The organism is Streptomyces sp. NPDC005070, from assembly GCF_053600395.1.
The window spans coordinates 1-14261 of sequence record NZ_JBSFZS010000157.1 but is presented as its reverse complement, the minus strand read 5'-3'; the positions used below and the strand labels follow the sequence as shown (position 1 = coordinate 14261).

11 protein-coding genes are annotated in these 14261 nt (G+C 72.4%); 5 read left to right on the top strand and 6 right to left on the bottom strand.

What is annotated here, in order from left to right; translation table 11 throughout:
* Positions 1–182: 182 nt before the first annotated feature.
* Genes ACWEBX_RS33180 through ACWEBX_RS33170 form a run of 3 tightly spaced genes read left to right on the top strand, consistent with a single transcriptional unit; the run spans position 183 to position 4778 of the window.
* Positions 183–683, top strand: coding sequence for a GtrA family protein (locus ACWEBX_RS33180; RefSeq protein ID WP_451888473.1), 501 nt, complete (start codon positions 183–185; stop codon positions 681–683).
* Between the two features lie 37 nt (positions 684–720).
* Positions 721–3627 (top strand): bifunctional glycosyltransferase/CDP-glycerol:glycerophosphate glycerophosphotransferase, encoded by a 2907-nt coding sequence (locus ACWEBX_RS33175; protein ID WP_451888472.1) that lies wholly within the window; start codon positions 721–723, stop codon positions 3625–3627.
* Entirely contained in the window at positions 3624–4778 is a 1155-nt protein-coding gene (locus ACWEBX_RS33170) for a glycosyltransferase (RefSeq protein ID WP_451888471.1), read from the top strand. Before ACWEBX_RS33175 ends, ACWEBX_RS33170 begins: the two co-directional genes overlap by 4 nt.
* Before the next feature lie 108 nt (positions 4779–4886).
* Here the strand turns inward: ACWEBX_RS33170 and ACWEBX_RS33165 are convergent, their stop codons facing one another.
* Both ACWEBX_RS33165 and ACWEBX_RS33160 read right to left on the bottom strand, forming a co-directional pair.
* Positions 4887–5666 carry an ABC transporter ATP-binding protein gene (locus tag ACWEBX_RS33165; protein ID WP_451888474.1) on the bottom strand — a complete coding sequence of 260 codons (780 nt, stop codon included), beginning with the start codon at positions 5664–5666 and terminating at the stop codon, positions 4887–4889.
* A 58-nt stretch (positions 5667–5724) separates the two neighbouring features.
* A complete protein-coding gene (locus ACWEBX_RS33160; protein ID WP_451888470.1) occupies positions 5725–6645 on the bottom strand; it encodes an ABC transporter permease in 921 nt (306 codons plus the stop codon).
* Between the two features lie 161 nt (positions 6646–6806).
* On the opposite strand from ACWEBX_RS33160, the gene ACWEBX_RS33155 reads away from it, so the two are divergent.
* Positions 6807–7475 carry a TetR/AcrR family transcriptional regulator gene (locus ACWEBX_RS33155; protein WP_451888469.1) on the top strand — a complete coding sequence of 223 codons (669 nt, stop codon included), beginning with the start codon at positions 6807–6809 and terminating at the stop codon, positions 7473–7475.
* 85 nt (positions 7476–7560) lie between these two features.
* Here the strand turns inward: ACWEBX_RS33155 and ACWEBX_RS33150 are convergent, their stop codons facing one another.
* From ACWEBX_RS33150 to ACWEBX_RS33135, 4 genes are all read right to left on the bottom strand, one after another.
* Positions 7561–8520: an ADP-ribosylglycohydrolase family protein gene (locus tag ACWEBX_RS33150; RefSeq protein WP_451888468.1), complete on the bottom strand. Its 960-nt coding sequence runs from the start codon at positions 8518–8520 to the stop codon at positions 7561–7563.
* Positions 8521–8862: 342 nt separating this feature from the next.
* On the bottom strand, positions 8863–9843 hold the full coding sequence (gene galE, locus ACWEBX_RS33145; RefSeq protein WP_451888467.1) for a UDP-glucose 4-epimerase GalE: 981 nt from the start codon (positions 9841–9843) through the stop codon (positions 8863–8865).
* Between the two features lie 116 nt (positions 9844–9959).
* Entirely contained in the window at positions 9960–11555 is a 1596-nt protein-coding gene (locus tag ACWEBX_RS33140; RefSeq protein WP_451888466.1) for a glycosyltransferase family 2 protein, read from the bottom strand.
* A 55-nt stretch (positions 11556–11610) separates the two neighbouring features.
* The gene (locus tag ACWEBX_RS33135) at positions 11611–12891 is read right to left on the bottom strand and encodes a glycosyltransferase 87 family protein (RefSeq protein WP_451888465.1); all 1281 of its coding nucleotides are present in this window, start codon (positions 12889–12891) and stop codon (positions 11611–11613) included.
* A 107-nt stretch (positions 12892–12998) separates the two neighbouring features.
* Here ACWEBX_RS33135 and ACWEBX_RS33130 point away from each other — a divergent pair.
* Positions 12999–14261, top strand: a 1263-nt coding sequence (locus tag ACWEBX_RS33130) for a glycosyltransferase family 39 protein (RefSeq protein WP_451888464.1), incomplete at its 3' end; no start/stop codon positions are given.

Here is a 14261-nt window from a genome sequence, read left to right as displayed (position 1 = left end):
GCCGGTCATGGCTCGGGGCGCCCCCGTTTCGCGCGCGGGGGAGGCCGCGCGCCGGCCTTCTTGCCGGCCTCTGGTGATTCTCCGAAGAAACTCCGGCTCGCGATTTACCTATACCTGGTAAATAGGACATTTAGCTTAGGGTGGGCTCGACCGACGGACAGACCTGTGGAGGATCCGGACCCGTGACAGTGCATCTCTCCGAGGGCCGGGCTCGTGTCGCCACCCTGCCCGCCCCGGTCGTCCGCCCCCGCTCCGTCCCGAGTGTCCCGAGGGCCCGCCGGCTCGCCCTGGAGGTCGCCCGGTTCGCCGTCGTCGGCGGCAGCGGGGTCGCCGTCAACGTCCTCTTCTTCAATCTGGCGCTGCATGGCCTGCGGTGGGCCCCGATGGTCGCCACGGTGGTCGCGAGCTGTGTCGCCATGGGGACGAACTACCTCGGCTTCCGCTACTTCGCCTACCGGGACCGGGCCTCGCGCACCCGGCGCCAGATCGCTCTCTTCTTCGCCTTCAGCGGGCTCGGCGTCGCCATGGAGAGCGTGCTGTTCTACGCCGGCTATCAGGGTCTGGGCATGAGCGGTCCGCTCGGCTCGAACATCGCCAAGGTGCTGTCGATCGTCCTGGCCTCGGCGTTCCGCTTCGTGATGTACCGGACGTGGGTCTTCCAACACGCGAGGAACGGTCGATAGCGCCCCAAAACGGGCTGCACTGACTACGATTAATAGGATGAACGAGGATCAACCTCGCGCGTCCGCCGAGCGCCGCGCGTCCACCGGGTCCGGGCCCAGGAGACCTGCGGTCTCCGTGGTCGTCATCGTCTACAACGACGCCGCCCGGCTGTCCACGGCCGTGCGTTCCGTCCTGGACCAGACGCTGCACGACGTCGAGGTGATCGTCGTCGACGACCGGAGCACCGACGGCTCGTACGAGGTGGCGCGCGGCCTGGCCGCGGCGCACCCCGGCCGGGTCCGCGCCTGCCGGCTGCCCGAGAACAGCGGCGGCTGCGGCGCCCCCCGCAACCGCGGCATCACCGAGGCCCGCGGCACCTACGTCGTCTTCCTCGACAGCGACGACGTCCTGGAGCGCAACGCCTGCCGCAACATGCTGGAGGCCGCGGAGTCCACCGGCGCGGACCTGGTCTCCGGCCTGTGCGTGCGCGTGCACGTCGACTCGCGCACGCGCAAGGAGGTCAAGTGGTACCCCTGGCTGTACCGGCGCACCCGCACCCTGGAGGCGGTCTCCGAACTGCCCGACCTGCTGGTCTTCGACACCCTGTCGACCAACAAGTGCTACCGCCGGCGGTTCCTGCTCGACGAGGGCCTGCGCTTCCCGGTCGGCATCCACTACGAGGACCTGCTCTTCTCCGCCCAGGCCTACGCCACCGCCCGCCGCATCACCCTCATCCCCAACCGGGTGTACGACTGGCGGGTCTCCGACAAGGCGGAGGCGAAGTCCATCAGCAACCGGCGCGACGAGATCGCCAACTTCACGCACCGCATGGAGATCCACCGCAGGGTCGACCAACTCCTCGCGGAAAAGGGCCTCCTGGAGCTGAAGTTCGCCAAGGACGTCAAGTTCCTCAAGCACGACCTCGTCCTGCACCTGCGCGAACTGCCCTTCCGGGACGCGGCCTTCCGTGAGGAGTTCGCGGCGATCGCCCGGCGGTACCTGGAGTCGATCGACCGCGCGGCCTTCGACGAGACCGAGCCCATCCAGGCCATCTGCGCCTACCTCCTCCAGGTGAGCGACTGGGACAACCTGCTGCCGGCCGTGGACACGCTCACCAACCGCGACAAGATCTCCTCGCCGCTCGTCGAGCGCGACGGCCGCGTGTACTGGTGCGCCGAGCATCTCGACGACCCCTTCGGCCGCCATGTCCTGGACGTCACCGACCTCGGCCACCACATCAAGCCGGTCGACCGGATGTTCCTGCGCAACACGCTGACCTCGTACGAGAGCACCGGCGGCACCGTCCGGCTCGCCGGGCGCGTCACCAACCCGCTCGGTGTGATCCCGCCCGGCGCCCGGCTCACCGGCGAGCTGGAGTTCTACGCCCGCCGCCCCGGAGTGCGCTTCCAGACCTTCCGCTTTCCCGTGGCGTACGTGTGGCACGCGGGCGAGACCATCGCCTGGGAGGGCTCGGCGAACCTCCTGGCCGTACGGCCGCTCGGCATCGTGGACGCCGTGTGGGACGTACGGCTGCACCTCGACGTCGACGGCGTGCGCACCGGCACACGCATCACCGCGGCCGAACCCGGCCTGGTCACCGGGCAGTTGCCCGTCCGGCCCCGGCTCACCCGGCTGGTCGCCGACCGCATGGAGCCGGTCGTCTCCGCACGCGGACATCTCTCCTTCCGGCTGGTCCCCGACAAGAAGGCGAACGTCGTCGTACGGCGCGGAGTGCACGGCCGGGCCGCCACGCTCGCCAAGACCGGCTACCGCAAGGCCCGTTCCCTGCGCAAGGAACTCACCTCCGGCGAGACCAAGATCCGCATCTACCACGAGGTCTTCAGCCGGCTGCCCGTCCGCACGGGGCTCGTCGTCTTCGAGAGCCATCTGGGCCGCCAGTACAGCGACAGCCCCCGGGCGATCTACGAGGAGATGCGCCGCCAGGGGCTGGAGTTCGAGCCGGTCTGGTCGTACACCGACAGCACGGCCGGCTTCCCGGACGACGCCACCCTCGTACGCCGCTGGTCGCTGCCCTACCTCAGAGCGCTCGCGCAGGCCGAGTTCTGGGTGGACAACCAGAGCTACCCGCTGAAACTGACCAAGCGGCCGGGCACGACGTACATCCAGACGTGGCACGGCTCCGCGCTCAAGCGGATGGGCTTCGACGAGGCCGAATGGAAACTCAAGTCCCGTGAGGGGCAGGCCGAACAGCAGAAGGTACTGGACCGCTTCGACCGTTTCCTCATCCGCTCCGAGCACGACGTGCGCACCCTCGCACGGGCGTTCCGGCTGAAGGAGCGGACCCTGCTGCGGGTCGGATACCCGCGCAACGACGCGCTCGTGCGGGCCAGGCAGCGCGAGGCGGCCGGAGGCGGGCGCGAACGCGGCCCGCTGGCGGCGGAGCTGGGCATCCCCGACGACCGCCAGATCCTCCTGTACGCCCCGACGTTCCGCAGCCGCGGCAACGGAAAGAAGCGGTTCGAGCTGCCCTTCGACGTCGAGCGCTTCGCCGACACCTTCGGCGACCGCTACGTCCTGCTGGTCCGCTCCCACTATCTGAACCACGTCGTGCTCCCGCCGTCCGTGCGCGGCCGGGTCGTCGATGTCACGGCCCACCACGACATGACCCCGCTGCTCGCCCTCGCCGACGCCCTGATCACCGACTACTCGTCCGTGATGTTCGACTACGCCCTCCTCGACCGCCCGATGTTCTTCTTCGCCTACGACTACGACGCGTATGTGCACGAGGACCGCGGAACCTACTTCGACCTGCTGGAGCGGGCGCCGGGGCCGGTGGTGCGGACCGAGGACGAACTGCACACCGTCCTCGGCTCGCTGGAGGAGCAGAGCGTCAAGTACGCGCCCAGGCGCGAGCAGTTCCTCGCCGACTTCGGCGAGTACGACAAGGGGACGGCGGCCCGCAGCGTCGTCGACCAGTTCTTCGGGCACGGGAGGCGCGGATGACCGGCCCGCAGCGGGACGTCTTCTTCGTCTCCAACAGCGTCGACGAACTCGGCGGGGTGACGAGCTGGTCGCACCAGATGGCCCGGCTGTTCACCGAGCGCGGTCACCGCGTGCACGTCGTGGGCGTCACCGAGCCCGCCGTCCCGCAGGAACTCGGCGAACTCCCGTACGCCACCACGACGTTGTACGACATCCACCCGCCCCACGTGGGACCGGCGCGGGGTCTCAGGGGGCGGCTCGACGTCGCGGAGCGGAGGCTGCGTGCCGAGCGGGCGGCCGGCATGCGGGAGAAGGCCGCCGAGCTGACCGCGCTGTTCCGGACCGCGCGCCCGGGTGCTGTCGTGATCGTCACCCAGGTGTGGGCCATGGAGTGGGTGGAGCTCGCCGACACCGGTGGCATGACCGTCATCGGGATGAGCCACGAGTCCTACGAGTACTGCCGGACGACCTCGCGCTTCCGCCGGGTTCTGAAGCACTACAAGGACGTCGACCGGATGCTCGCGCTCACCCGGGAGGACGCCGACCTCTGGATCGGGCAGGGCATGAACAACGTGTCCTTCATGCCGAACCCCCTTCCGTTCATGCCGGAGGTGCCCTCGCCGCGTACCGGGAACGCCGTCGTCAGCGTGGGGCGGCTGACCGACCAGAAGGGCATCGACATGCTCCTCGACGCCTGGGCCGAGGCCGCCCCGCTCCACCCCGGCTGGCGGCTGCGGATCTACGGCTCGGGCGAGGACGAGGACGAGGAGATCCTGAGGAAGCAGTGCACCGCCCTCGGACTCGACGACTCGGTCGACTGGATGGGACGGACGAGCGATGTCCCGGGCGCGCTGCGCGGCGGCTCGGTCTTCGTGCTCTCCTCGCGCGGCGAGGGCTTCCCGCTCGCCCTCATGGAGGCGATGGCCGCCGGGCTGCCGTGCGCCGCCTTCGACTGCGCGCCCGGCGTCCGCGAGATCGTCCGGGACGGCGAGGACGGCCTGCTGGCCACCCTCGGCAACACCGGTGAACTGGCCCGCCGGCTGGACACGCTGATGTCCGACAAGGCGCTGCGGGACTCCATGGGCGACGCGGCGCGCACGAACGTCCGGCGCTTCACGACGGAGGCGGTCGTCCGCGGGTGGGAGGACCTGTTCGCGTTCCTGGAGCGCTGAACGGGCGGAGTGAGCCCGGAGTGAGCCAGGAACGAGTCCGGGGCGGAGCCGTCGACGGCCCCGCCCCGGGTCACTGCGCGGGTCACGTGCTCGACGGACCCGGTGCGCCTACTTGCCCGTGAACTTCTCGTACTCCTTGAGGACGTCCTCGGTCGGGCCGTCCATGCGCAGCTCGCCGCGCTCCAGCCACAGCACGCGGTCGCAGGTGTCGCGGATCGACTTGTTGTTGTGGCTGACCAGGAACACCGTGCCCGCGCTCTTGCGCAGCTCGCGGATGCGGGCCTCGGAGCGCTTCTGGAAGGAGCGGTCGCCGGTCGCGAGGGCCTCGTCGATCATCAGGACGTCGTGGTCCTTGGCCGCCGCGATGGAGAACCGCAGCCGCGCCGCCATGCCGGAGGAATACGTCCGCATCGGCAGGGTGATGAAGTCGCCCTTCTCGTTGATGCCGGAGAAGTCGACGATCTCCTCGTAGCGCTCCTTGACCTGCTCACGGGACATGCCCATGGCGAGGCCGCCGAGGTAGACGTTCCGCTCGCCGGTGAGGTCGCTCATGAGGGCCGCGTTCACGCCGAGCAGCGAGGGCTGGCCGTCGGTGTAGATCATGCCGTTCTCCACCGGGAGCAGGCCCGCGACCGCCTTGAGCAGCGTGGACTTGCCGGAGCCGTTGGTGCCGATCAGGCCGATGGCCTCGCCGCGGTAGGCGGTGAAGGAGACGCACTTGACCGCGTGGACCTTGCGGACGCCCGACGCCTTCTCGGACTGCTCGCGGCGCAGGATGCGGTTGAGCGCGGCGGTGGCGCTGCCCCGTCCGGCACCGGTGCCGTTGACGCGGTACACGATGTCGACGCGGTCCGCGATGACGGTCGGGATGCGCTCCGCGTCGGCCACGGGGGCGGCCGTCGCCGCGCTCGCGGTGTCCTGCGGCTGGGTGTCCTGCGCGATGATGTCAGCCACGGCCGTACGTCTCCTCAGCCTTCCAGAAGTAGATGAAGCCGCCGGCGCCGGCGACCACCGCCCAGCCCACCGCCAGTGCCCAGACGTGGTGCGGAAGATGGTGCGCGTGGAAGCTGTCGATCAGCGAGTAGCGCATCAGGTCGATGTAGACGGCCGCCGGGTTGCTCGCGAGCGCGATCTCCACCCAGTGCGGCACGTGGTTGTTCTTGAGCAGCTTGTCGATGCTCCACATGACACCGGAGACGTACATCCAGGTGCGCAGGATGAACGGCATGAGCTGGGCGATGTCCGGCGTCTTGGCGCCCATCCGCGCCATGACCATCGCGACGCCCGCGTTGAACGTGAACTGGAGCACCAGCACGGGCACCGCGAGCAGCCACGAGGCGCTCACCGGGACGCCGAAGCACAGCAGGATGACGACCAGCGCGGCCATCGAGAACAGGAGCTGCTGGAGCTGCTGGATCGCGTACGACACCGGCAGCGCGGCGCGCGGGAAGTGCAGGGCGCGGACCAGGCCGAGGCTGCCGGAGATCGCCCGGGTGCCCGCCATGATCGAGCTCTGCGTGAAGGTCCAGATGAAGACGCCGGTGACCAGGAACGGGATGAAGTCCGGCACACCGTGGCTGGTGCCGAGCAGCACGCCGAAGATGAAGTAGTAGACCGCCGCGTTCAGCAGCGGGGTCATCACCTGCCACACCTGGCCCAGCTTGGCCTGGCTGTACTGCGAGGTGAGCTTGGCGGTGGCGAACGCGGTGATGAAGTGGCGCCGTGCCCACAGCTGGCCGATGTACGCGGGCAGGCTCGGGCGCGCGCCGCTGACGGTGAGGCCGTACCGGGCGGCGATGGCCGCGGCGTCGTCGGCGGGGGGGACCGATGACGCTGTCGGGGGCGGTGTGTTGAGGACCTGGCTCACATCCGTTGCTTTCGCTCGGGGGGTGGGGGCGCGCGGTCGGTCCCGGGACGTTTCCCACGGCGTTTCCTGCCGTTTTCTTGCGTCGGAACGGGACCGTATCGTCGTAACGCGAGAGTAGGCCCAGTCGACGTCGGAACGCAACCGTTTCGTCGTAACGCCCTATGCTGGTCCGTATGACGACGAACGCCGATGCAGCCGCGAGTGCCGCCACGCCCGCGCCTGCCGACGGAAAGCCCAGGCGCCGCCGGGCTCCCGCCGGTGCGGCCGTCCTCCGTGAGGACGTGACCGAGGCGATCCGCGCCGCCGTCTTCGAGGAGCTCGCGTCCGTCGGCTACGCCCGGATGTCCATCGAGGGCATCGCCCGCCGCGCCGGCGTCGGCAAGACCGCGGTGTACCGGCGCTGGCGCTCCAAGCTCCATCTCGTGCTCGACCTGGTCTCGGCGATCGCGGTCCAGGGGCTGCCCGCGCCCGACACCGGCTCCCTGGAGGGCGACCTGCGGCTGCTGTACGAGGTCACCTCGCGCGCTCTGCGGCACCCGGTGGCCGGCCAGATCATCCCCGACCTCCAGGCCGAGGCGGCCCGCAACCCCGAGATCGCGGACGCCATGCAGGCCGCGCTGCGGGAGGGCCAGCAGTCGGTGGCGAGCGGGATCGTCGCGTCGGCCGTCGAGCGGGGCGAGATCCGTGCGGGCGTCGACGTCGAACTCGCGCTGGACCTGATGTCGGGCCCGCTGTACTGGCGCGCGGTCGTCGTCCGCGGCCCCAAGGTCCCGAAGGGCTACCTGGCCAGCCTGGCCCGTGCGACGGCGGCGGCCCTGAAGGCCCTCTGACCCGGGGTACCCCCCGCCCGGCGAGCTCGGGATCCCGGCTCAGCGGCCCAGGTGATCCCGGCTCGCCGACCCGGGCGATCCCCGCTCAGCCCGACTCCTCCCCGGCCGGCCGCTCCCCGCCGGGCGGCCGCCCGGACAGCCGGACCGCGAGATCGATGAGCTCGGCCGCCCGCAGGACGCGCCCGCCGAAACCCGGCAGGGGCACGTGCAGCGGCTCGCTCCAGCGGGCGGGCACGGCGCCCTCCCCGTACACCGCCCCCGCGAGCGCACCCGTCACCGCCGCGACGGTGTCCGTGTCGCCGCCGAGATCGACCGCCGCGCGCACGGCGTCCTCGAAGGAGCCGGTGGTCCGCACGGCCCACACGGCCGAGCCGAGACAGGGCCACACGGCCCCGTTGAACTCGGTCGCCAGATCGGGGTGCCAGTCGCGGCCGAGGACCGTGGCGTAGCGGGCCCGGTGGTCCGGGTGGACGGCGTCGAGCGTGTCCGGGAGCGCGGTGAGGGGGTCCTGTCCGAGCAGGGCGACGCGGACCAGTTCGTGGAGGATCGCGGTGCCCTCCCAGGCGGCACGGTCGCCGTGGGTCAGGGCGGCGACGCGCCGCGCGGCGGACATCGTGGCGTCCTTGCCGTACGGGGCGAAAAACACGGCGGAGGTGGACGCCCGCATCAACGAGCCGTTCCCGGCGCCGCGTTGACTGGTCTGGAAGTGAAGGGCGGCCGCCAGATCCCAGGGGTCGCCGCTCGTCAGGACCGCCTCGGTCTGCAGACCGATGTCCTTGGGGTCGGCCGCCGCCCAGCGCCGGAACCGGTCGAAGACGTCCGGGAGTTCGAGGCGGCCGTGCCGGAGCAGCGACTCGCCGACCAGGACGGCCATCTGTGTGTCGTCGGTCGCCTCACCCGGGTCCCAGCCGCCGCCCCCGCACATCTCGCCGTCGTTCCCGGGCACCGGGAAGCGCCGGGTGAACGCGCCTTCCGGGCCGAACTCGAACGGTGCGCCGAGGGCGTCGCCCACCGCGGAGCCGAGGATGGTGCCGGTGGCCGTCATGGGGCGAGCGTACGGGGGAAGGGAGGGGCGGCCGTCAGGGGGACGCCGGGACGCTCCGGTCAGCTGCCGCCCTGCCGGCCGGTCCGATCGGCAGGCCTAGGTCGTGTCCGCAAAGTCTCGTCTGCCCGGCGACGCCTGGCACGCTCCCCCAAGCTCTTCGAGCAGGGGGGACCCCCACTCGCCGCACCGGGCGAAGACCCAAGTACGTCCAGTACGAGGGTCTGCGCCCGGCACGCCGAGAGCACGCTCCCCCGAGCTCTCGGCTCCGCTCGAGCAGGGGGGACCCCCATGCCGCCGCCGGGCCCGCCCTGCGGGCGGACGACGCGACTTTGCGGACACGACCTAGCTCCGGCTCGCGGCCGGGTGGTGGCGGAGCCAGCCCGACCAGGCCGAGGTGATCATGTCCTCCACGTCGTAGCGGGCCTTCCAGCCCAGTTCGTCGGCGATGCGGTCGGCGGAGGCGACGACGCGGGCCGGGTCGCCGGGGCGGCGCGGGGTGGTGACCGGGGGCCGGTCGTACCCGGTGAGCGCGTTGATGCGGTCGATCATCTCGCGCACCGAAACCCCCTCGCCGCGGCCGATGTTGAGGGTCAGGGAGGCCCCGGGGGAGGCCGTCAGGGCGCGGGCCGCGGCCACGTGCGCCTCGGCCAGGTCGACCACGTGGATGTAGTCGCGGACGCAGGTGCCGTCCGGCGTCGGGTAGTCGTCGCCGAAGACGCGCGGCGCGGCGTCGTCCGTCAGCTTCTCGAAGACCATGGGGACGAGGTTGAAGACGCCCAGGTCGGCCAGCTCCGGGGTCGCCGCGCCCGCCACGTTGAAGTAGCGCAGGCAGGCCGTGGACAGCCCCGTCGCGCGGCCGGTCGCTCGCACCAGCCACTCGCCCGCCAGCTTCGTCTCGCCGTACGGGCTCATCGGCGCGCACGGTGTCTCCTCCGTCACCAGGTCCACGTCCGGCATGCCGTACACCGCGGCCGAGGACGAGAAGACGAACGCCGTCACGGAGGCCGCGGTCACGGCCTCCAGCAGGACGCGCAGGCCCTCGACGTTCTCCCGGTAGTAGTGCAGGGGCAGGTCCACGGACTCGCCGACCTGCTTCTTCGCCGCCAGGTGGACGACACCGGTGACGGAGTGCCCGGCGAGCGTCCGGGCCAGCAGGTCGCCGTCCAGGGTCGAGCCGACGACGAGCGGAACGTCCGACGGCACCCGCTCCGCGATCCCCGTGGACAGGTCGTCGTAGACCACGGCCTGTTCGCCCGCCTCGCGCAGCGCGCGGACGACGTGCGCTCCGATGTAGCCGGCGCCGCCGGTGATCAGCCAGGTCATGTGCGGCCGTTCCCCTCGTGAGTGAGTCCGTGGTGCCGGACGTCGTGCCTGCGGTGGGGAGGGCGGGCGCGCCTGACGGTGTCCGCGTCCGCGCCTCGCGTCCCCGCGTCCGCGTATCAGTGAAGCAGGCGGCGGAGCCTGCGGGACACCACTGCGGTCATGCCTCGCAGGCCGGACGCCGTCCGCAGCCCCAGTGCCCCCGCGTGCGTCCGGTAGGGCTGTACGAGGAGAACCCCGTGGTGAGCGTCGGCGACCGCGCGGCGGCGCAGCAGACCCGGGCCGCCGAGCGCGTGCGCCGACACCTCCCGGCTCGTACCGTCGTGAAAGCGCACGGCCAGGCGCACATCCCAGACGCCCGCGCCCAGCGCCGACAGCGCCACCGGGGTCTCCGCGCACCAGGAGCCGCCGTGACGGTCGGCCACCAGGGCCGCCCTGCCGCGCAGGCCCACCCGCCCCTCCTCCCGGTGGACGAACGCCACGTCCACCGAGACGGGACCCGCCTCGGCCATCCGCCCGTACAGCTCGTGCAGGCGCAGCCGCAGCCGGGTGCCCCGCGCGCGGGGGCGCAGTTCCGCGTCGACGGCGGCGGGCAGCAGATGGGCGGGCCGGCCCAGGAAGTGCTCCAGGGTCACCTCGGGGAGATCCGCGGACCACACGGGCACGCCGTCGCCGTCGCGGGTGTAGGGCGGGAGCAGCCGGGCCGGGCGGGCCGCGAGTTCCCTGAGGCGGGGCAGGTCGCGCGGGGCGGGGCAGGCGAGGATCACCCGGGCGACGAGGCGGCCGGGGGCCGAGGGGTTGACGCCGAAGTCGTCCGCGTCGAACGTCGACAGGTACGCCCGTGTGTGGTCCCACCAGGCGCTGCGGTAGCCGGGCGCGCGCAGTTCCAGTTCGCGCGTGTACATCCGCAGTTCGTGGTCGAGGAACTTGGCGCGCACGGCCCGCGCGAGCCGCTTCTCCCCGGCGCCCAGGAGGATCTCGTACGCCTCCCGGTTCGCCTCGGTGCGGGCCCGCCAGTTGTCGATGCCGGCGCGGTCGAGCGAGATGGACAGGCGGTCGGCGGTGCGTCGTACGTGCCAGATGTAGACCGTGTCGGGGATGAGCGCGATGCGCGGCGCGGCGGCCAGCACCCGCGCGGTGAACACGAAGTCCTCGTAGGGGTGGCGGCCTTCGGGGAAACGGATGCCGTGCTCACGCAGGAAGCCGGTGCGGTAGAGCTTGTTGACGCAGAGGGTGTCGTGGGCGAGGCGGAGGCGGCGCGAGGGGCGGGATATCAGGGCGGGCCGCGCGTAGAGGGCGCGTTCCCAGGGGACCTCGCGGCCCGAGGGCAGTTCCCGGCGTACGCAGAGCCCGGCGGCGACCTCGGCGTGGTGTTCCTCGGCGGCGCCGAGCAGCGCGTCCACCGCGCCGGCCGGCAGGACGTCGTCGCTGTCCAGGAACATCACGTACGGGGAGTCCGCCGCGTCGACGCCGTCGTTGCGGGGGCTGCCGCAGCCGCCGCTGTTGACCGGCCGGTGGATCACTCTCAGGCGTGGCTCCCCTGCGGCGAGGGCGTCGAGGAGGGCGGCGCTGCCGTCCGTCGAGCGGTCGTCCACGGCGATCACCTCGCGCACGGCGGGACCCTGCGCGAGCGCCGAGCGCACGGCGTCCGCCACATGGGCGGCGTCGTCGTACCCGATGACGACGACGCTGACCTTCGCCTGGTGAGGGTTCATGTGATCCACGGGCCGGAATCGTAGGGATTGCGGGTAATTCTCCGTCAAGGGGCGGTCACTGTCGCGTTCGGAGCCCGGTGGGAATCCGGTGAGTGCCGCGCTCCCGCCCGACCGGCCCACCGCGGCACGGCGCGGCCGTGGGCAGGCCCGACCGCCACAGCCGTACGAAGGACACCCCCGCCGCGGCCGCCAGCAGGCCGTTGCGTACGAGCATCAGCAGACAGCCCGTCCAGGTGCTGTGCACCACCTCGCCGTACAGCCCGGGGTACGCCACCGAACTGACCGCCGTCGCCGCCAGGATCAGCGCGGCGACCGGGCGCTGCGTGGTGTGCCGCGAGGTCAGGCAGACGGCGGCGAGGCCCAGCAGCCACACCATGTACTGGGGGCTGATCACCCTGCTGGTCACGGTGAACAGCAGGACGGCCGTGAGCGCCGCGTCGTACGGGGTGGCCGTCGTCCAGCGCCGTGCGCGGACCCGCCACAGCAGCACGAGCCCGAACGCGGCGACGGTCAGGGCGAGCGAGCAGGCCGCGACCGCGCCGGTGTACGGACCGACGAACTCCATCGCGCCGTACTGGTAGCGGGCCGTGCCCGGCCAGCCGGCGTGGCGCGCGAAGCCCAGGACCGTGCCGCCGAGGGACTCGATCTGGACACCCCGGCCGCTCTGCTGGCGCAGGAAGTCGAAGGGGCCGCTGAAGGCGGCCGTGAGGACGGCGAGCAGCGCGGCCGCGGTGACCGCCGCCGAGGTCCACACCTCGCGGGTCCCCCGGCCCCGGGGGGTTCCGATCAGCGCCAGCGCGGGCCAGACCTTCACCACGGCCCCCATCGCGGCGAACGCGCCGCACACGCGCGGGCGGCGTGAGAGGGCCAGCAGGGAGACGACGGCGAAGGCGGTGACCTGCACGTCGTACCGGGCGAGCGGGATGTGCAGCAGCAGGGGCAGGCCCAGCACCCACAGCCGGGCGCCGCTCGGACTGCGCCCGGGCCGCAGCCCGGCGCGGGTGAGGGCGACGGCGATCACCGCGTCGGCGGCGAGCACGCAGGCCACGAACGCGGTGAAGTACGTCAGCCCCGGCAGCAGCCCGGGAGCGAGCAGCACCGGCCCGGCCCCCGGCGGGTACTGCCACAGCCGGTCGCCGGCCGGGAACGCGCCCTGGGACAGCACGCCGTACCAGTGGAAGTACAGATGGCCCACCTCGCGCGACACTCCGCCCCCGCCGAGCGGGGCGAACCGGTCGTGGGCGAGGAGCCACAGCATCAGGGCGCGGGTGGCGAGCCAGGCGGCGGCGAGGGCGCGGACGCGTCCTGGCGTGCGGTGCTTCCGGAAGGGGCTCATGAAGCCCGGATCGTAAGCCGCATGGATGGGTCATACCGTGTAATAGGCCGTCAATACCGACTAAAGGTTGTTAATAGCAAAAAATCGCCTCCATGGTGTATGCGTGGATGAGGCTGTCGACGGCGAGGCATCCGGCGGCCGGGTGCCCGACCGCCCCGCCTCCGGCCGTCCGGCGTGCCGAGGCCCCCCGTGGCCGGGCCTCCGGTGGCCGGGCCCGGCGCCGGGCCGACCGGCGCCGGCAGGTGGCGGCCGTCGTCCTGTCCGTCCTCGTGCCCGTCCTGGCCATGCTCGCGATCGGCCTGTGGGGGCTCGACCGCGGCGGCATGTGGCGCGACGAGGCCGTCACGTTCCAGGTCGCCCAGCGCTCGGTGCCCCAGATCTGGCACCTGCTGCACTCCGTGGACGCCGTGCACGGCCTGTACTACCTCCTCATGCACCCCGTTCTCGCCTCCCACCCCGGCGAGGTCGCCCTGCGCCTGCCCTCCGTCTGCGGCGCCGCCGCGACCGCCGGGCTGGTGGCCGTGCTCGGTGTCCGGCTGGGCCGCCCGCGCGTCGGCCTGTGGGCGGGCCTGCTGTACGCCGTCACGCCCATGACCGGCCACTTCGCCCAGGAGGGCCGCTCCTACGCGCTCGTCGCGGCCGGGGCGGCCGGGGCGACCCTGCTGCTGGTCGAGGCCGCCCGCTCCACCGGGTCCGGCCCCTGGTTCGCCTACGGAGCGACGGCCGCCGCCACCTGCCTGCTGCACGAAATGGCCCTGCTGCTGCTCCTCGCCCACGCCACGACACTGGCGCTCGCCCGCGTACCGGCGCGGGTGTGGCGGGCCTGGACCCTCGCCGCCGCGGCCACGGCCTTGGTGCTGGCGCCCCTCCTCCTGGTCTCCCACGGCCAGTCCGCGCAGGTCGCCTGGCTGCCGCGCACCGGCCTCGCCAGCGCGAGGCGGCTGCTCGGGCTGTTCACCGGCCCGGCCCGGCTCGTGATCGTGCCGTACCTCGTCCTCGCCGCCCTCGCGTTCCGGCCCGAGCGGACCCCGCGCGGCACTCTCTCGCTCACGGCCGTCGCCCTGCCCCTGGTGGCCGTGCCCCCGGCGGTGCTGCTGACCGTGTCCCACTGGTGGCCGCTCTACGACGAGCGCTACGTCCTGTACGCCCTCGCCGGAGCCCCGCTGCTCGCGGCCGCCGGAGCCGACCACCTCGCGGCGAGACTCCCGCGGCTGCTGCCCCACGCCGTCACCACCGGCGTCCTCGCCGTGGCCCTCGTCCTCGCCGTCCAGCTCCCGCTGCTGCGCGCGGACCGCAGCCCCGACCGCCGTCCCGACGACCTGGCCGCCGTCGCCGCCGTCGCCCGCCGCGAACTGCGCCCCGGCGACCCG

Excerpts from the sequence above, each read along its gene's own strand:
- ACWEBX_RS33140 (WP_451888466.1), bottom strand. The coding sequence starts at position 11,555 with ATGAACCCTCACCAGGCGAAGGTCAGCGTCGTCGTCATCGGGTACGAC.
- ACWEBX_RS33155 (WP_451888469.1), top strand. The coding sequence starts at position 6,807 with ATGCTGGTCCGTATGACGACGAACGCCGATGCAGCCGCGAGTGCCGCC.
- ACWEBX_RS33150 (WP_451888468.1), bottom strand. The coding sequence starts at position 8,520 with ATGACGGCCACCGGCACCATCCTCGGCTCCGCGGTGGGCGACGCCCTC.
- ACWEBX_RS33170 (WP_451888471.1), top strand. The coding sequence starts at position 3,624 with ATGACCGGCCCGCAGCGGGACGTCTTCTTCGTCTCCAACAGCGTCGAC.
- ACWEBX_RS33135 (WP_451888465.1), bottom strand. The coding sequence starts at position 12,891 with ATGAGCCCCTTCCGGAAGCACCGCACGCCAGGACGCGTCCGCGCCCTC.
- ACWEBX_RS33175 (WP_451888472.1), top strand. The coding sequence starts at position 721 with ATGAACGAGGATCAACCTCGCGCGTCCGCCGAGCGCCGCGCGTCCACC.
- galE (WP_451888467.1), bottom strand. The coding sequence starts at position 9,843 with ATGACCTGGCTGATCACCGGCGGCGCCGGCTACATCGGAGCGCACGTC.